General features: G+C 68.3%; 13 protein-coding genes. 3 read left to right on the top strand and 10 right to left on the bottom strand.

Annotation, left to right across the window (positions count from 1 at the left end; translation table 11 throughout):
- Positions 1 to 3: 3 nt before the first annotated feature.
- The 3 genes from QO033_RS13675 to QO033_RS13665 form a co-directional block, all read right to left on the bottom strand.
- Positions 4 to 1,464, bottom strand: a complete 1,461-nt coding sequence (locus tag QO033_RS13675; RefSeq protein ID WP_284481535.1) for a 6-hydroxynicotinate reductase — start codon at positions 1,462 to 1,464, stop codon at positions 4 to 6.
- Between the two features lie 109 nt (positions 1,465 to 1,573).
- On the bottom strand, positions 1,574 to 4,309 hold the full coding sequence (locus tag QO033_RS13670) for a molybdopterin-dependent oxidoreductase (protein WP_284481534.1): 2,736 nt from the start codon (positions 4,307 to 4,309) through the stop codon (positions 1,574 to 1,576).
- Complete coding sequence (locus tag QO033_RS13665; RefSeq protein WP_284481533.1) at positions 4,306 to 5,148, bottom strand: FAD binding domain-containing protein; 843 nt, start codon at positions 5,146 to 5,148, stop codon at positions 4,306 to 4,308. The genes QO033_RS13670 and QO033_RS13665 overlap by 4 nt, the downstream gene beginning before the upstream one ends.
- A 103-nt stretch (positions 5,149 to 5,251) precedes the next feature.
- Here QO033_RS13665 and QO033_RS13660 point away from each other — a divergent pair, with 103 nt between their 5' ends.
- A complete protein-coding gene (locus QO033_RS13660) occupies positions 5,252 to 5,683 on the top strand; it encodes a MarR family winged helix-turn-helix transcriptional regulator (RefSeq protein ID WP_284481532.1) in 432 nt (143 codons plus the stop codon).
- A gap of 171 nt (positions 5,684 to 5,854) precedes the next feature.
- Here QO033_RS13660 and QO033_RS13655 read toward each other — a convergent pair whose 3' ends face one another.
- From QO033_RS13655 to QO033_RS13625, 7 genes are all read right to left on the bottom strand, one after another.
- Positions 5,855 to 6,550, bottom strand: coding sequence for an ABC transporter ATP-binding protein (locus QO033_RS13655; protein WP_284481531.1), 696 nt, complete (start codon positions 6,548 to 6,550; stop codon positions 5,855 to 5,857).
- Complete coding sequence (locus tag QO033_RS13650) at positions 6,550 to 7,260, bottom strand: ABC transporter ATP-binding protein (RefSeq protein WP_284481530.1); 711 nt, start codon at positions 7,258 to 7,260, stop codon at positions 6,550 to 6,552. The genes QO033_RS13655 and QO033_RS13650 overlap by 1 nt, the downstream gene beginning before the upstream one ends.
- On the bottom strand, positions 7,257 to 8,201 hold the full coding sequence (locus tag QO033_RS13645) for a branched-chain amino acid ABC transporter permease (protein ID WP_284481529.1): 945 nt from the start codon (positions 8,199 to 8,201) through the stop codon (positions 7,257 to 7,259). Before QO033_RS13645 ends, QO033_RS13650 begins: the two co-directional genes overlap by 4 nt.
- Positions 8,198 to 9,124, bottom strand: a complete 927-nt coding sequence (locus tag QO033_RS13640) for a branched-chain amino acid ABC transporter permease (RefSeq protein ID WP_284481528.1) — start codon at positions 9,122 to 9,124, stop codon at positions 8,198 to 8,200. The genes QO033_RS13645 and QO033_RS13640 overlap by 4 nt, the downstream gene beginning before the upstream one ends.
- Positions 9,125 to 9,131: 7 nt before the next feature.
- On the bottom strand, positions 9,132 to 9,767 hold the full coding sequence (locus tag QO033_RS13635) for a LysE family translocator (RefSeq protein ID WP_284481527.1): 636 nt from the start codon (positions 9,765 to 9,767) through the stop codon (positions 9,132 to 9,134).
- Positions 9,767 to 11,062 (bottom strand): ABC transporter substrate-binding protein, encoded by a 1,296-nt coding sequence (locus QO033_RS13630; RefSeq protein ID WP_284481526.1) that lies wholly within the window; start codon positions 11,060 to 11,062, stop codon positions 9,767 to 9,769. The genes QO033_RS13635 and QO033_RS13630 overlap by 1 nt, the downstream gene beginning before the upstream one ends.
- A gap of 102 nt (positions 11,063 to 11,164) precedes the next feature.
- Complete coding sequence (locus QO033_RS13625; protein ID WP_284481525.1) at positions 11,165 to 12,616, bottom strand: hypothetical protein; 1,452 nt, start codon at positions 12,614 to 12,616, stop codon at positions 11,165 to 11,167.
- Positions 12,617 to 12,809: 193 nt separating this feature from the next.
- On the opposite strand from QO033_RS13625, the gene QO033_RS13620 reads away from it, so the two are divergent.
- Both QO033_RS13620 and QO033_RS13615 read left to right on the top strand, forming a co-directional pair.
- Positions 12,810 to 14,885 carry a hydantoinase/oxoprolinase family protein gene (locus QO033_RS13620; protein ID WP_284481524.1) on the top strand — a complete coding sequence of 692 codons (2,076 nt, stop codon included), beginning with the start codon at positions 12,810 to 12,812 and terminating at the stop codon, positions 14,883 to 14,885.
- Complete coding sequence (locus QO033_RS13615; RefSeq protein ID WP_284481591.1) at positions 14,882 to 16,624, top strand: hydantoinase B/oxoprolinase family protein; 1,743 nt, start codon at positions 14,882 to 14,884, stop codon at positions 16,622 to 16,624. Before QO033_RS13620 ends, QO033_RS13615 begins: the two co-directional genes overlap by 4 nt.
- Positions 16,625 to 16,642 lie beyond the last annotated feature (18 nt).

Below are 16,642 nucleotides of genomic sequence, written 5' to 3'. Positions count from 1 at the left end.
CGTTCAGCCCGCCTTGTCGCCGGGGGGCACCGCCCGGACATCGGCACCGTAGTCGCCGCCGTGCTCAAGGATATCCTCCACCGCGCGGGCGCGATCATCGTGGCCGCCAAGCGCCCGGTATTCGGCGCGCGACAGGGTGAATTCCAGCGGTGCCACGATGGCCGGGGTGGGCACATAGCCAAAGGCGTTATCCGGCATCCGGGTCACATCGGCCATGATGGTGATACCGCCGCCAGGCCAGACATAGGCGGGCGCACCGCCCACCGTCACCCGGGTACGGTCCGCCTGAACCGAGCGGGTCAGCCGCACCGGGTTCTTCGTCACCCCCGAGCGCAGGGAACCGCCGGCACCCCCCATGAACATCACCGTGCAGAGCGCGGGTTCGCAATTCTCGGCGATCAGATCGACCGAGGGTTTCAGTGTCTCGGGCAGCGGTTGCGGCTGCGGCACCAGCTCGGCGTCGAGCACGTAGTATCCGTATTGCTCCCCGGTGGTGGAGACCATCAGCAGGCTCAGCCCCGGGCGCGCACCCTTCTTCGGGTTCCAGACGCCGAGGATGGTCAGCGGATCGGTGATATCGGTGCCGCCCCAGCCCAGCCCAGGATCGGCCACCTGGAAATAGCGCCCCGGCGTGGACCGGCGGCCGTTGATCTTGATGCCGGTGTCCGGCCAGCCCAGCACCTTGCCTGCCTGATGTTCGCTGACCACGCCGGTGATGTGATCGTCGACCACCACCACCTCATCGACCAGCCCCTGCCATTGCGATGCGAACATGCCGATGGTGGCAGAACCGCAGCCGACCCGCATCCTTTCCTCGCGGTGGCCATCGACGATGGGCGGCTGGCCGGCCTGCACGACGACGGTGGCGCCGCCCTCGACCTCCAGCTCCACCGCCTCGCGGTTACAGAGCCGCATGAGGGTGTCGCAGGTGACGCGCCCTTCCGGTTTCGACCCGCCAGTGAGGTGATCGACCCCGCCCAGGGACATCATCTGCGAGCCGTATTCCGAGGTGATCATCAGCCCCACCACCTCACCCCCGGCGCGGATCACCGCGCCCTCGTGGCCCAGGTGACGGTCGGTGTCGATCTTCACCTTCACCCCGCAGTAGGAAAAGATCGCCTCGGTCACCACGGTGACGAAATCGGCCCCATCGACCGCGCGCGAGACGATGAAGGGGGCGGGCTTGTAATCGGGATAGGTGGTGCCGGCGCCCACCGCGGTGACGAAAAGATCGTCATCCTTCAGCAGCGCCCCGTCCCATTCGGCCTTGAGGAAGGGGCGGATTTCATCGCCCTTGGCGATACGGCGGTCCAGCACGGTGAGCGGATCGCAGCGGACAATGCGGCCGCCCTGATTGGCATAGCGGTCACAGGCGCCGGCGCGGCCCTCAGCGATATAGCACATCACCGGGCAGGCATCGCAGCGGATCTTCTCCTCACGGGGGCGTTCGGCGCGCTCCGTCATGGGTGCACCTCCTGAGAAACCGGGGGCACGCTGATCAACTGCTCCGCCCGGCGGTTACGCCGGGCCGCGCCCGACCTTCCTTCTCTGCCTGTGTTGGTGAGTCTCCCGCTCATCCCCGCGCCTCCCGGATGGCCGCCAGAACCCGATGCGGCAGCGCCGGCAGCCGGGTAACCTTGGCGCCGCTGGCATGGCGGATCGCGTTCAGGATCGCCGGCGCGGTGGGGATCAGCGCGTGTTCGCCCAGACCCTTGGCGCCATAGGGGCCCTCGGGGTCCGGCGTTTCGATCAGGATCGGTCGGATCTCCGGCATGTCGCCAACCGTGGGGATCAGGTAATCGTGCAGGTTCTCGGTCCGGCCCGGAATGAATTCCTCCATCAGCGCCAGACCCAGCCCCTGCGCCACGCCGCCCTCGATCTGCCCCTCGGCCAGCAGCGGGTTGATCACCTGGCCCAGATCATGCGCCGCGGTCAGCCGGATCACCCGGACGGTGCCCAGGGTCATATCCACCTCGACCTCCGCCAGATGGGCACCATAGCCATAGACGGCATAGGGACGGCCCTGACCATTCTCGTCCAGCGCCTCGGTCGGCGGGTCGTAGCTTTCCTCCACCGCGATCGCATAGCCATGGGCATCGACCGGCAGCGCCTTGAGGTCGATCTGCCGCCGCTGCGCCCCGTCGGAGACGATGACCACCCCGGGGGCGAAACCGATCTCCGCCGCCGCCCCCATATTGGTCATCGCCAGCAGCCTGGCCCGCAACGCCTGCCCCGCCTTCAGCGCCGCATTGCCCGACACCACCGTCTGGCGCGAGGCCGAGGTCTTGCCGGCATCCGGCGTCAGCGCGGTATCGGGGCCGACGAAATCGAACTGGTCCAGCGGCACCCCCAACGCATCGGCACAGATCTGCGGGATCACCGTATTCGATCCCTGGCCAATATCTGTCGCCCCCTGGTGCAACCGCAGCCGGCCGCCCACGGTGATCCCCAGCCGCATGGTCGAGGGGTTCGGCATGCCGGTGTTGCCACAGCCATACCAGCAGGAGGCGACGCCGACGCCCCGGCGCAGCCCTTCATGCGCGGCATTGAAGGCCTCGGCCGCCGCCAGCGCCTCGTCCCAGGGCTGTTGCAGCGCCTCCAGACAATCGCCGATGCCGACGCCCTGCATCTCCTGCCCGCAAACGCTGCGATCACCGTCCCGAAGCGCGTTGAGACGGCGAAAGGCCAGCCGGTCCATGCCCGCCCGCTCCGCCAGATCGTCGAACAGGGTTTCCTGCAGAATACCCGCCTGCGGCACCCCGAAGCCGCGAAACGCACCCGAAGGCGGCCCGTTGGTGTGCACCGCCCGTGCCTCGGCATGGTAATTCGGGATCCGGTAGGGGCCGGAGGCATGCACCGGCACCCGTACCGCCACGGTCGGGCCCCAGCTGGCATAGGCGCCGGTGTCGAAGTCGCCGTCGAACTCCATCGCCAGCAACCGGCCCGCCGCATCGACCCCCGCCCGCGCGGTCATCCGCGCCGGGTGCCGTTTGGTGGTCGTGGCCATGCTCTCGCGGCGGGAATAGATCATCCGCGCCGGCCGCCCGGTCTTCAGCGCCACCAGCCCGATCAGCGGCTGCAACGACAGGTCGAGCTTCGATCCGAAGCCGCCGCCGATGGCCGAAGGGATCACCCGAACCTGCTCCGGCGGCAACCCCATCAGCCCGGCAATATCGTCGCGATCCATCACCGGCGCCTGGGTGCAGGCCTGAATGACCAGCGTGCCGGCCTCCATCCAGGCGGCACCGGCCTCAGGCTCGATATAGGCATGTTCGACAAAGGGGGTCTCCGCCGCGCCTTCGGCCACATGCGCCGCGGCGGCCAGCCCCGCCTCGGGATCGCCGCTGTGAACCAGCCCGCCGATCAGGATATTCTCCGGCCGGTCGGCATGCAGCAGCGCCGCCCCACCCGCCCGCGCCGCCGCGGGGTCGAGCAGCGCAGTCTCCTCCTGCCAGTCCACCGGGAAATCGTCGAAGGACAGCGCCTCGACCCGCGCCCGCTCTCCGGCGATCGCGGCGACGGCCTCCCCCCGCATCCGGATCCGCCCTGCGGCCAGCGCCGGCTGATCGGCACAATCGGGGATGACCCCGAAGAGGTTACGCCCCGGCATATCCGCCGCGGTGAAGACCATCACCCCCCTGGCCGCTGCCCAACCGGTGACATCGCCGAGGCTGAAGCGCGCGGCGAAATGCGGCGCCCGCACCGCCCGGACCCAGAGCGCCCGCTCCGGCGCGATATCCGCGCCGAAGGCCTCGCGCCCATCGACCTTGGGACCGCCGTCCAACCGTTCGATCCGCGCCCCCACCGCCTGGCCCGCCGCCGGCGCCGCCTGCGGCGCCGGTCGCAGCCCCTGACCGGCGGCATCCAGGATCGCGGTGACGATCTTGGCATAGCCGGTGCAACGGCAGAGCACGCCCCCCAGCGCGGTTTCCACCTCGGCCCGGGTCGGCGCCGCATTGGCCTGCAAAAGCGCCGCCGCCGCCATCAGCATGCCCGGCGTGCAGATGCCGCATTGCGCCGCACCATGACGCAGGAAGGCCGCCTGCAACTCTGACCGGATCTCCGCAAGCCCCTCGACGGTGCGCAGATCGCGCCCCTCGGCCTGAACCGACGGGGTCAGGCAGGCGCAGACCGGGGCACCGTCCAGCAGAACGGTACAGGCGCCGCAATCGCCGGCGTCGCAGCCGACCTTGGTGCCGCGCAGACCCAGCTCCTCGCGCAGCGCCTCGGACAGCCGCCGCCCCGGGGCAACCCCCAGAACCGTGGGGGTGCCGTTCACCGTCACCGTGATGCCCGCTGCATCCTTCATGCCAAAGCCTCCGCGACCTCTGCCAAACCCCGGCGCAGCAACTCGTCCGCCGCTGTCACCCGATACGCCGCGTCAGCACGGATATCGTCGATCGGCGCCAGGGCCGCCGCCACCTCCGCCGCCGGCAGGGCCGCCGCCAGATCGGCCAGCGACACCCCGTGCAGCGCCGCCTCTGCCCCGGGCAGCCGGACCGCCAGCGGCCCGCAGGCACCGACAGCCAGCGCGACTTCGGTGGCGCGCCCCTCCGCCGCCGCCACCCGTACCGCCACCATGGCGATGGAGATGACCAGAGAGTTCCGCGCGCCGAGCTTGAGGAACCGGCTGGCGCCCTGCCCGGCCTCTGCCGGCACATGAACCGCGACCATCAGCTCATCGGCCTGCCGGGCGGTGCGCCGCGGCCCCTGAAGAAAGGCCGCTAATGGCAACCGCCGCGTTCCCCGGGCGGAGGCCAGCTCCACCTCCGCCCCGAGCGCCAGCAGCGGCGGCACCCCGTCGGCGGCAGGAGAGGCATTGCAGAGGTTTCCGGCGATGGTCCCGGCATTCTGGATTTGCAGTGCGCCGACCTGCCGCGCCGCCTGCCGCAGCATGTCGAATCCGGCAGGCAGATCGGCCCCGGCGATCTCGGTCCAGCTGGTGGTGGCACCGATCCGCCAGCCCGCCGCCGTCCGGACGATGCCGCGCAGTGCGCCGATCGCGGTGATATCCAGCACCGGCCCGGACAGCGCCGGCGCCTCGGTCGCCGGGAACAGATCCGTGCAACCGGCCGCAATCGTCACTGGCGCCTCCGCCAAAGCGGCGAGCGCCTCTTGCAATTCGCTGGGGCGCAGATACAGGCTCATGGCCACACCCTCGCTGTTGGACAGGATTATTGTTAGTATACAAACGGATTTTGGGGCAGCAGCCCCACGCTGTCAACAAAACGTGCCCGAAAGGCGGTGCCGGATGAGCCCGAGCGATGACAATCTGCCCAGCTACCGGCTCGATCCCCAGGTGGGCTTTCTGCTGCGCCGCGCCAACCAGCGGCATCTGGCGCTGTTCGCCCGCGGCATCCCCGATCTGACCTCGACCCAATTCGCCGCGCTGGCGAAGCTCTGCGAGCTGGGGCAGGCGACTCAGAACGCCCTCGGCCGCGCCACCGCGATGGACGCAGCCACCATCAAAGGGGTGATCGACCGGCTGCGCAAACGTGACCTGGTGGATGCCGCCCCCGACCCGGAGGATCAGCGCCGCCGCACCCTGACCCCCACCGCGGAGGGCCGCGCGCTCTATGCCCGGCTGGTGCCCGCCGCGCATGAGATCACCGCCGCGACGCTGGAGCCGCTGGACGAGGACGAGCGCGCGACTTTCCTGCGCCTGCTCGAAAAACTGACCTGAGCCTCAATGGCGCTCCGCGCCATGCCTCCGGCGGGAGTATTTGGACAGAGAAGAAGGCCCGGGGCGAAAACCCGGCGCCCCGCAGTTCTTCTCTGCGAAAATACTCCGGGGGGAGCGCGCAGCGCGGGGGGCGGAGCCCCCTGCCCCGGCCTGGCCCCGGGCAGGCGCATTTCACACGCCGAGATGCTTCGAGATCAGCCTGGGATCGCGCCGCAGCGCCTCCGCCTCCAGCGTTTCCAGATTGCGGCCGTTCTCGATGAAGGCCACCCGGTCGGCGACCGAAAGCACCGCGTCGACCCCCTGTTCGACCAGCAGGATGCCGACGCCACGGTCGCGCATCAGCGTGGTGACATCGCGGATCGCCGCGATCATCGACGGCTGCAGCCCCTCGGTCGGCTCGTCCAGCAGCAGGATGCGCGGCTGCAGGCAGAGCGCGCGGGCGGTGGCCAGCATCTGCTGCTCGCCCCCCGACAGTGTCTGCGCCCGCTGGGCCAGCCGCTCGCGCAGCCGCGGGAACAGCTGCAGCGCATCTTCCAGCACCTCGGGGCCCGAGGCGCCGGCGCGCAGCCCGATCTCAAGGTTCTGCGCCACCGTCAGCTCGCCGAAAAGCCGGCGGCCCTGCGGGATATAGCCGATGCCCCGCCCCGCCACCTTATGGGCGGGCAGCGCGCTGATCTCGGCCCCCGCCAGCCGGACCGTCCCCGACATCAGCGGCAACAGACCCATGATCGCCTTCATCGTCGTGGTCTTGCCGGCGCCGTTGCGGCCCAGCAGGCACAGGATTTCACCGGGCGCGACGGTCAGGCTCAGGTCGCGCAGGATCTGGGCGCGACCGTAGCCGGCGTTGATCTTGTCGAGTTCCAGCATCATCCGGTCCCCAGATAAGCGGCCTGAACCTCCGCGTTGGCGTGGATCTGCTGCGGCGTGCCCTCGGCCAGGATTTCACCGAAGTTCAGCACCGTGACCCGGTCGGCGGTCTCCATCACCACGCTCATGTTATGTTCGATCAGCAGAATGGTGGTGGTCGCCTTGAGCTCGCGGATCAGCGCCTTGAAAGCGGCGACTTCGCTGTCGGCCAGGCCCTGGGTCGGCTCGTCGAGGATCAGCAGGCGCGGCGCCTGCGCCAGCCCCATGGCGATTTCCAGCAGACGCTGGTGACCATAGCTCAGATCGCCGGCGGCCTGATCGGGGCGATCGTGCAAGCCCGCCTGCTCCAGCGCCCGCATCACCGCCCGATCGACCGCAGCGCGGCCGGCCACCCGGCGCCGCGCCGCCAAGGCGACGTTTTCATAGACGCTGAGCCGTGAGAACACCGAGGTGATCTGGAAGGTATAGGCCATACCCAGTGCGATGCGCCGGTGCGCCGGCAGGGCAGAGATGTCCTGCCCGTCGAAGATCACCTGGCCCGAGCTGGGCGGGATGCGACCGCAGAGCAGGCTGACGAAAGTGGTCTTGCCGGCGCCGTTCGGGCCGATCAGGGCGCGGATTTCGCCCTCGGGCAGGGCGAAATCGACCTCATGCACCGCGCGCAGGCCGGAAAAGCTGCGCGACAGGCCGCGGGTGGACAGCAGGCTCATGGCAGCCACCTCCAGACCCGGGCACGCAGCTCGCCCACCAGCCCCTGCGGCGCGAAGAGCGTCAGCAGCACCAGCACCACGCCGGCCACCAGCATATAGGCACTGGTCACCGAACTGGAGAGATCGATCAGGTAGAACATGAAGAGCGTCCCGACCAGCGGCCCGATCACCGTGCCGGCGCCCCCCAGCAGCACCCAGAGCAGCGGGAAGATCGAATATTGCACCGAGGCGAAGGTCGCCCCGACATAGCCGAAGAGAAGCCCGTAGGCGGCCCCGGACAATCCGCAAAGCGTGCCGGAGATCACCACCGCCGCGAGTTTGTAGCGGAACACGTCATAGCCCAGCATGCGGGCGCGTTCCTCGTTCTCGCGGATGGCGATCAGCACCTTGCCGAAGGGCGCCCGCACCATCCACAGCGTCACCAGAAAGCAGATCGCGAACAGCAGCAGCGCCGCGAAATAGCGCGGCCCCGGCTGCGACAGGTCGAGGCTTCCGATCGTCCGCTGCGCCTGCTGCAGCACCAGCCCCTCGTCGCCGCGAGTCCAGGTGGTGAAATAGAGGATGGTCAGATAGCCGGCCTGGGCGAACATCAGCGTCACGATCATGAAGCCGACCCCGGCAGTGCGCAGCGCCAGCAGACCCACGACCAGCGCCACCACGACCGAGACGGCGAGCCCCGCCAGCAGCGCCACCACCGGACCGGCGCCGGCATATTGCACCGCCAGCCCCATGCCGTACATGCCGGCGGCGAAGAACAGCGCATGGCCGAGGCTGAGCAGACCGGTATAGCCGAACATCACGTTATAGCCGATGGCGAAGCTCGCCAGCACCATGATGCGGGCCAGGTTGCCGTGGTGATAGGCCGGCAGCAGGAACTGCAGCGTCACCAGCAGCACCAGCAGCCCACCGTGCAGGGCAACGATCTTGGTGGTCTCGCTCATCGTGTTTTCATCCCGAAAAGGCCCTCGGGCCGGAACACCAGAACCAGCGCTACCAGCAGGGTGGCAAGGATCTTGGCCAGCGTCGGCGAGAAGAAGACCGAGATGATCCCGTCGGAGAGGCCGATCAGGATGGCGGCGACCACCGTGCCGGGCAGGCTGCCCAGGCCGCCGATGATCACCACGATAAAGGACAGCAGCAGCGGATCGCCCCCCATCAGGTAATGCGCCTGCTGGATCGGCACGATCAGCACCGCTCCCAGCGCCGCCAGCGCCCCGCCGAGACCGAAGACCATGGCATAGACCCGCTCGACCGGGATGCCGAAGGCCAGCGCCATGTCGCGATCCAGCTGGGTGGCCCGCATCAGCAGGCCGATCCGGGTGCGCGCCATCAGCGCCCAGACGCCCATCAGAACCGCCGCCGCGGCGGCAATGACGAAGAGCTTGTAGCTGGTGGTGCTCAGCCCCCAGGGGAAATACATCTGCAACCCGGTCTCGCCCCATTCGAACCAGGGCAGCGCCAGACGGCTGTTGAACGGCGGCTCGACCGGCCGGGCCTCGGGGCCATAGGTCATCAGGGTGACCTGCTGCAGGATATAGAGAATGCCGATGGTGGCCACGATGGTGCGTTCGGGGTCGTAGTTCACCCGCCGCAGGATCGTCATATCGGCCAGCGCCGCCAGCGCGCCCACCGCCAGCGGCGCCAGGATCAGCGCGGCGATGAAACCCAGCGCCGGATCGCCGCCGATATGGCTGGCGATCCACCAGGCCAGAACCGCGCCCAGCATGAAGAATTCGCCATGGGCGACATTGACCACCCGCATGACGCCGAAGACAAGGCTGAGCCCGACGGCGGTCAGCGCCAGCACAGCAGCGGTCACCGCGCCCTCAAGCGAGGCGAGCAAAAGGTAAGGTCCGAAATCCATCTGTCTGCTAGCTGCCCCGTCGTGCCGTGGCCAACAGGCCGGCCATGGCCAGCAGCACCGCGCCGCTGGTCCGCGCCATCCAGGTTTCACGCCTGGGCGAGGTCACCACCCGCCCCATCCGGGCGCCGGTGGCGGCATAAAGGCTCGCCACCGAGAATTCGATCGCCAGATAAATCAGCCCCAGCGCCCAGAGCTGGCCTGCAAACGCCGCCCCCGGCAGCACGAACTGCGGCAGAAAGGCGGTGAACAGCAGCACCGCCTTGGGGTTGGTGATCGCCACCAGAAACTCATGCCGCGCCATCCGCCCGGCGCTGCGCGCGCCGACGGCCCCGGCCTGCGCCAGACCGAGAGAACCGCGGCGGATCATGGCGACGCCCATCCATCCCAGATAGGCGACCCCGGCCCATTTCACGGCGCTGAACAGCAGCGCCGAGGTCTCAAACAGCGTCCCGAGCCCCAGAGACACCCCCAGCAGCAACAGCAGGAATGCCGCCATGCGGCCAGACAGGCTCAGCACCGTTGCCCCGGCCCCGGAGCGGATGCCGTTGACCAGCGACAGCATGTTATTGGCCCCCGGCGTGGCGGCGACCAGAATGGCCGCCGGCACGAAAAAGACCAGATGCGCGAGGCTCAGGACCTCCATCAGAACGACTGCGTGGTGTAGTCGGTCTCGTCGGGATAGAGCGTATCCTCGATCGAGGCCGTGTGTTTCACCACCAGCTTACCGTCCGTGACCTGGCTGATGTACTGCGGCCCGAACACCTGGTGGGTCTTGCCGTTGAACAGCTTGGCCCCCTGCGGGTGCTCGTTCGACTGCGGCATCTCGGTCATCGCCTCGACCGCCTCGATCAGCGCCGGGCGATCCTTGAAGGACTGATAGCCCGCGGCCTCCATCCCCGCCTTGATGACGAAGAGCGTCTCCCAGCAGGCGAACATATGCGCATAGGTCGCCACGTCCTTGGGATCGGCCACCGAGGCGCCATTGGCATCGACACCGACCTGTTCGCGGAAGAACTTGTCATAAGGCGTCTGATCGGCCTGCGCATAGCGCGGCATGCCTTCCCAGAAATAGGTGCCTTCGAGGAACTCCAGCCCCGGGCTGGAGATGTCGACCGCCTCCAGACTGTCGATGAAGCCGAACATCTCCGGCCGGCTCGGCCCGAAGAATTCGCCCATCTCCTTGACGAAGGTCAGCACGGCGGGGCCGACCATGACGTGATAGATCACCTCGGTCTCGCGCGGGATCTTGGGGAAATACTTGGTGAAGGAGGTCTCGGTCGGCGGGATCGCCAGCTTGGCCACCACTTCGCCGCCCTGCGCCTCGATCGCCTCGGAGAAGAAATCGCGGTGATCGTGGCCGAAGGCATAGTCGGGGAAGATCATCGTGACCTTCTTGCCCAGCGTCGAGGCGACGAAGGGCGCCATCGCCTTCACCTGGCTTTTCACATCGGTGATGCCGGGTTGCACGGTATAGCGGTTGAGCCCGCCGGAGGCCAGCTGATGGCCTTCGGAAACGATGAAATAGGGCAGTTTCAGCTCCCCCGCGCGGGGGGCGGAGCCAGCGACCACATGGCTGAACAGCGTGCCGTAGCCGATATCGCATTTAAGCTGGGTGGCGAATTTCTCGACCACCTCGGCGCCACGCTTGGGATCGGTGCCATCGTCCTCGGCCACGATTTCCAGCGGTCGGCCATTGATGCCGCCCGCCTCGTTGATGATCCGCGCGGCGGCCTCGGTGGTGCGGCCGTACCAACGGCCATAGGCGGCGCCGATGCCGGTGCGGTGCATCTGGAAGCCGACCCGGATCGGCTCGGAGGTCTGCGCCTGTGCATAGCGCGCCCAGAGCGGCAGGCTGGTGGCCGCGGCGGCGCCGCCGGCCAGAGTCTTCAGCGCGCCCCGGCGCGTCGTTCCTGTGGATTTCGGTGTCTTGATGGTCATGGCTGATCCCCCATGCGACAAAAAAGGTCGTCCGCTTTCCGGCTTCTTAGATTGTTAGTGTGCAAACGATCTGGTATCCGGTCCAGTTGATTCGCGTAATTCCTACACGCCACGGGGGGATGCGAGCAACCAGAGCCCAAAAAATGTATAGCCAATCATGAAGAGGGCCAGCGGCGCCTGACTGAGCAACGCCCTTCGGTTGGTGCCGAAAACCCGCAAGGCCACCGCATGCGCCAGCATCACCGCAACGACATGCCCCAGCACCACCGCCCCGGCCTGGGTCAGCCAGATCGCCCGCATCGTATCGGGCGCGTTGAAGAACCCGGTGGTGACGGAGAGATGCGCCAAAGGCTCGACATGACCCTGGTGATCGTGGCTCAGCCCGTGCTCCAGCCCATGGCTCAGCGCCCCCGCCCAGTCGCGCAGCAGCTCCAGCACATATTGGCCGTCGACCAGCAGCGCGGTGTAGTAATGCGCGATGTGATAGCCCAGGGCGATCGGCAGGACGGTGGGGGCGAAGACCCGCACCGCCTGCCCCAGCCCGAGGTCCGACCGGTTCAGCATCAGCCCCAACTTCAGGGTCAGCGCGAAGACCGCCACCAGCAGCGCATTGGCCGCCAACAGCCCCAAGGTGTTCTGCCAGACCACCGCGGAGCGACCGGGAAACTCCAGCGGGTTGATCCCCAGGACCTGAAGCCACCAGAAGGTTTCATTCACCCCGTCGAAGCTGCCTGAGCCGAGAATCGCCAGCATGAAGAGCGCCAGCCCACCCTGCGGCGCCCGTGTCTTCAGGACCTGCCACCCCCAGAGCCCCAGGTGCAGCCGGCCGCCGCGGCGCGCCAGCAGCGACATCCGGCCATAGCAGCGCAGCAGCACGCTCAGCCCTTCGCCCCGCAGCAGCCAGCGCGGCCCGAAAAGACCGATCGCTACCAGCGTCGCCAGCCAGTAGCCGCCGGCGACGACCGCCAGCCGGGCCGGATCGGCCGGCGCGGGATCGGCCATCAGGAACAGCGCGACCCCCAGAAAGGTCAGGATCGCCGGCGCCGCCCCCAGCCGCGGCGACAGCCGTAGCAACGGCCGGCCGCCGGTGGCCCGCATGATCAGCGCCGCCGGCCCGCGCCAGGGGGAAATCCAGCGCCAGATATCGAAGACCAGCCCCTGCACGGCGAGAACGCAGATCCAGAACACCGTCCAGACCGCCAGGGTCAGCGGATTTTCCATTGGATCGCGCGGCCCGGTGAGGCCGCCGACCACCAGCGCCAGGAAGATCAGCGCCGACAGGGTGGAGGTAACCAGCGGCAACCGGCTTTTCGGCAGGACCACCAGCCGGATGGCGGCGAAGATCACCCTCAGCACCCGTTCCGGCAGCACCGCCATCAGCAGCACCGTCAGCGCCACCGCCGCCGCGCCGGAGGCGATGTAGACATCCGTGGGCAGGAGCAGCACCAGCCCCTGTTCCGAGGCATGGGCCAGCGCCTGCCGCGCCCCGAGGATCGGGACGGCGGCGGACAGAATCACGGCGCCGATCCGGCGCGGGGAGGAAAACGCTCTCATGGCCGCGATCTTAGCCGGGCGCCCGGACAGGGAAAGAACCTTGTCCGCGCCCTGCCCAATTCGCCGCAACCGCTGCCGCTTTCGGCAGCGCCGGCGCGGCGGTCGGCGCCTGCCCCTCAGCGGCGTTGACAGCGGCCCCCGCTTGCGCAGATCATTTGTGTACGAACAATATATATAGTGTGAGCGGATGGGCATGGCGAAATCCCCCTCGGGCGCGGTGGTCGGCGTCGATGTCGGCGGCACCTTCACGGATCTGATCGAGCTTGACCCCGGCACCGGCCGGGTGCGGCTGGCCAAGGTGGCGAGCACACTGGACAATCAGGCCCATGGGGTGCTGACCGCGCTGACCGAGGCGGGCTGCGATCTGGCCGCGCTCGACCTGATCGTGCATGGGACCACCACGACCACCAACGCGGTGCTGGAACGCAAGTTGTCGAAAACCGGGCTGATCACCACCGCCGGCTTCCGCGACGTGCTGGAACTGGGCCGCCGCACCCGGCCGCAGGCCTATGGGATGAAGGGCGATTTCACTCCGCTGATCCCGCGCAACCTGCGGCTTGAGGTGGCCGAGCGGATGGATGCCGCAGGCACCGTGCTGGTGCCCCTGGACGAGGCGGGGTTGCGCGCCGCCGGTCAAGCGCTGCTGGATCAGGGCTGCGAGGCGGTGGTGATCCATTTCCTCCACGCCTACGCCAATCCGGCACATGAGCTGCGCGCCGCCGAGATCCTGCGCGATCTCTGGCCCAACGACCACATCACCCTGGGCCATGCGCTGCTGTCCGAAAGCCGCGAGTTCGAACGCGGGGTGACGGCGGCGGTCAACGCCTCGGTCCAGCCGTTGCTGGATCGCTATATCCGCCGGCTCACCGATCATCTGGCCGCAGGCGGCTATGGGGGCGAGGTTCTGGTGATGAACGGCAACGGCGGCATGGTCTCGGCCCGGCGCGTGGCGCTGGAGGCTGCCAAGACGGTGATGTCCGGCCCCGCCTCCGGCGTGATGGCGGCGGCCTATACCGGGCGGCGGTCGGGGCACGAAAACCTGATCACCTATGACATGGGCGGCACCTCCACCGATGTGGCGCTGATCCGCGGGGCAGAACCCACCGTGTCGAACGAGATCGAGATCGAATATGCCATGCCGATCCATGTGCCGATGGTCGATGTGCGCACCGTGGGGGCCGGCGGAGGTTCCATCGCGCAGGTCAATCCGGCCGGGCTACTGGAGGTCGGACCGGAAAGCGCCGGCGCCCGGCCGGGGCCGATCTGCTATGGCCGCGGCGGTGAGCGCCCGACGATTTCCGATGCCAACCTGTTGCTGGGCCGGCTGGATCCGGCCGGGCTGAACGCGGTGGAGGGCGGCATCTCCATCGACCATGTGCGCGACGTCTTCGCCCGCAACCTGGGCGCGCCGCTGGGACTGGAGGCGACCGAGGCCGCCGCCGCCGTGATCCGCATGGCCAACACCAAGATGGCCGGCGCCATCCGCATGGTGTCGGTGTCGCTGGGCGCCGACCCGCGCGATTTCGCGCTCTTCGCCTTCGGCGGCGCCGGGCCGTTGCATGCCACGGCGCTGGCGCGGGAGCTGTCGATCCCGCGTGTGCTGGTGCCGGCCCGCCCCGGCATCACCAACGCTTTGGGCTGCGTGGTCGCCGACCTGCGCCACGATTTCGTGACCACGGTGAACAGACCGCTCGACACGCTCGACCCCGACCACCTGGCGCGGGTCTTCGCCCTTCAGACGGCGGAAGGTGAGGCGCTGATCGGTAAGGAGAATATCGAAATCCGCGGGATCCGCCGGCTCTACAGCGTCGATATGCAGTTCCAGGGACAAACCCATCTGCTGCGGGTGCCGCTCGACCGTCCGGATGTGGCGGTCGAGACCCTGCAGGAGCTGTTCGAAGCCGCCTATTACAAACGCTTCCGCGTGGCGCTGGACGATATCCGCGCCAATGTGGTCAATGCCAATTGCTCGGTCATCGGCGCGCGGGCCGAACTCGATCTGTCGTCGCTGATCGACCCGGCGGAGCGGAAGGCAACGCTGGCAGAGGCCGAGAAATCGCGGCGCCCGGTCTGGTTCGCCGACAGCGACGCCGGCGGCGGCTGGCACGACACGCCCGTCTATTGGCGCGATTATTTGCCCGAAGGCTTCGAGATCACCGGCCCCGCCATCGTCCAGCAGATGGACACCACCCTGCTGATCGACCCGGGCGACCGCGCCACCGGCGACGCCGACGGCAATATCATCGTCGAAATCGGAGGCGCCGCCTGATGCTTGATCCCGTCACCCTCTCAGTCATCCAGGCCGGCCTGCAACAGGTCTGCGACGAGATGGACCTGAGCTTTTCCCGCGCCGCCTTTTCCCCCGTGATCGCCGAGGCGAACGACCGCTCCGATGGTATCTATGCGGCCGAGGACGGCGCGCTGATCGCGCAGGGCGCACAGGGGTTGCCGGTCTTTGTCGGCACCATGCAGGATTCGACCCGGCAGCTGATCGACCGCATCCGGCGCGGAGTGACGCCCGCGCCCTCCCCCGGCGATATCTATATCGTTAATGATCCCTATCTGGGCGGCACCCATCTGATGGACGTGCGCTTTGCCATGCCGTTCTATCGGGGCGGCGCGCTTTATTGCTGGCTGTCGAATACCGGCCACTGGCCCGATACCGGCGGCTCGGTGCCCGGCGGCTTTTCCGCCTCTGCCACCGCCGTCGAACAGGAGGGGCTGCGGCTGCCGCCGGTGCGGCTGTTCAAGCAGGGTGAACTGGATCAGGAAATCTATGCCATCATCTGCTCCAACATCCGGGTGGCCGACCAGCGGATCGGCGACGTCAAGGCGCAGGCCGCCGCCCTGCTGGTGGGGGAGGAGCGACTGAACGCGCTGCTCGACCGCTATGGCGACGACACGGTCAGCGAGGCGATCGGGGAACTGCGCCGCCGCGCCGCCACCCAGATGCGCGCCTTCATCGCCGATATCCCCGAGGGGCGGTATGAAGCGACGGCGCTGATCGACAGCGACGGAGTGGTGAACGAGCCGCTGACGATCCGGCTGGCAGTAACCCGGGTGGAGGACCGGCTGATCTTCGATTTCAACGGCTCCAGCGCCCCCTGCGCCGGGCCGATGAACTCGGTCCGCGCCACCACGCTCAGCGCCGTCTACCTGGCGATCCGCCATATCTTCCCCGAAGTACCGATGAGCGCCGGGGCGTTTGAACCGCTGGAGGTGACAGGGATCGAAGGCACCTTCCTCGATGCGCAATATCCCCGCCCGGTCTCCGGCTGCGCGGCGGAGGTATCGCAACGGATCGCCGAGGCGGTCTTTGCCGCCCTCGTCGCCCCCCTTCCCGACCGGGTGACGGCGGCACCAGCGGGCACCAGCGGCAATTTCGCCCTGGGCGGCCACGATCCGGCGCGGGGACGGGATTACGTGATGTATCAGATCTCCGGCGGCGGTTATGGCGGCAACGCCGATCACGACGGGCTGTCGAACGGCTGTTCGACCATCGGCATCTCCAAGGCACCGCCGATCGAGATCATGGAGCAGGCCTATCCGGTGCTCTACCACCGCTATGCGCTGCATGAGGGCTCTGGCGGGGCCGGACTGCACCGCGGCGGTTTCGGTCTGGATTACGAGGTGGAGCTGCGGCGCGGCGAGGCGCGGGCGAGCTTCGTCATGGATCACGGCCGGACCGGACCGCAGGGCGCGCTCGGCGGCGGCGACGGGGCGGTCAACCATGTCACCGTCTGGCGCGATGGCGAGGCCTATGTGCCGCCGCATCTTTCCAAGGATCAGGATATCCCGCTGGGCCCCGGTGACCGGGTGCACGTGCGCACCCCCGGCGGCGGCGGCTATGGCGATCCGTTCCGGCGTCCGCCGGAGGCGGTACGCTATGACGTGGAAATGGGACGCTATACACCGAAACAGGCGGCCCGGCTGTTCGGCGTGGCGGTGACCGGCAGCCCGCCGCAGGTGGATGCGGCGGAAACCGCGAGGCTGCGGGGAGAGGCATAGCGCCCTACCCGCAGGCCC

The sequence above is a fragment of the Pseudodonghicola flavimaris genome, from assembly GCF_030164425.1.
In the GTDB taxonomy this organism is placed as follows: Bacteria; Pseudomonadota; Alphaproteobacteria; order Rhodobacterales; family Rhodobacteraceae; genus Pseudodonghicola; species Pseudodonghicola flavimaris.
This window is presented reverse-complemented; position numbering and strand designations above follow the sequence as displayed.

Bases quoted from the DNA above. Each gene is read 5' to 3' on its own strand.
- QO033_RS13675 (WP_284481535.1), bottom strand. From the start codon at position 1,464: ATGACGGAGCGCGCCGAACGCCCCCGTGAGGAGAAGATCCGCTGCGAT.
- QO033_RS13670 (WP_284481534.1), bottom strand. From the start codon at position 4,309: ATGAAGGATGCAGCGGGCATCACGGTGACGGTGAACGGCACCCCCACG.
- QO033_RS13665 (WP_284481533.1), bottom strand. From the start codon at position 5,148: ATGAGCCTGTATCTGCGCCCCAGCGAATTGCAAGAGGCGCTCGCCGCT.
- QO033_RS13660 (WP_284481532.1), top strand. From the start codon at position 5,252: ATGAGCCCGAGCGATGACAATCTGCCCAGCTACCGGCTCGATCCCCAG.
- QO033_RS13655 (WP_284481531.1), bottom strand. From the start codon at position 6,550: ATGCTGGAACTCGACAAGATCAACGCCGGCTACGGTCGCGCCCAGATC.
- QO033_RS13650 (WP_284481530.1), bottom strand. From the start codon at position 7,260: ATGAGCCTGCTGTCCACCCGCGGCCTGTCGCGCAGCTTTTCCGGCCTG.
- QO033_RS13645 (WP_284481529.1), bottom strand. From the start codon at position 8,201: ATGAGCGAGACCACCAAGATCGTTGCCCTGCACGGTGGGCTGCTGGTG.
- QO033_RS13640 (WP_284481528.1), bottom strand. From the start codon at position 9,124: ATGGATTTCGGACCTTACCTTTTGCTCGCCTCGCTTGAGGGCGCGGTG.
- QO033_RS13635 (WP_284481527.1), bottom strand. From the start codon at position 9,767: ATGGAGGTCCTGAGCCTCGCGCATCTGGTCTTTTTCGTGCCGGCGGCC.
- QO033_RS13630 (WP_284481526.1), bottom strand. From the start codon at position 11,062: ATGACCATCAAGACACCGAAATCCACAGGAACGACGCGCCGGGGCGCG.
- QO033_RS13625 (WP_284481525.1), bottom strand. From the start codon at position 12,616: ATGAGAGCGTTTTCCTCCCCGCGCCGGATCGGCGCCGTGATTCTGTCC.
- QO033_RS13620 (WP_284481524.1), top strand. From the start codon at position 12,810: ATGGCGAAATCCCCCTCGGGCGCGGTGGTCGGCGTCGATGTCGGCGGC.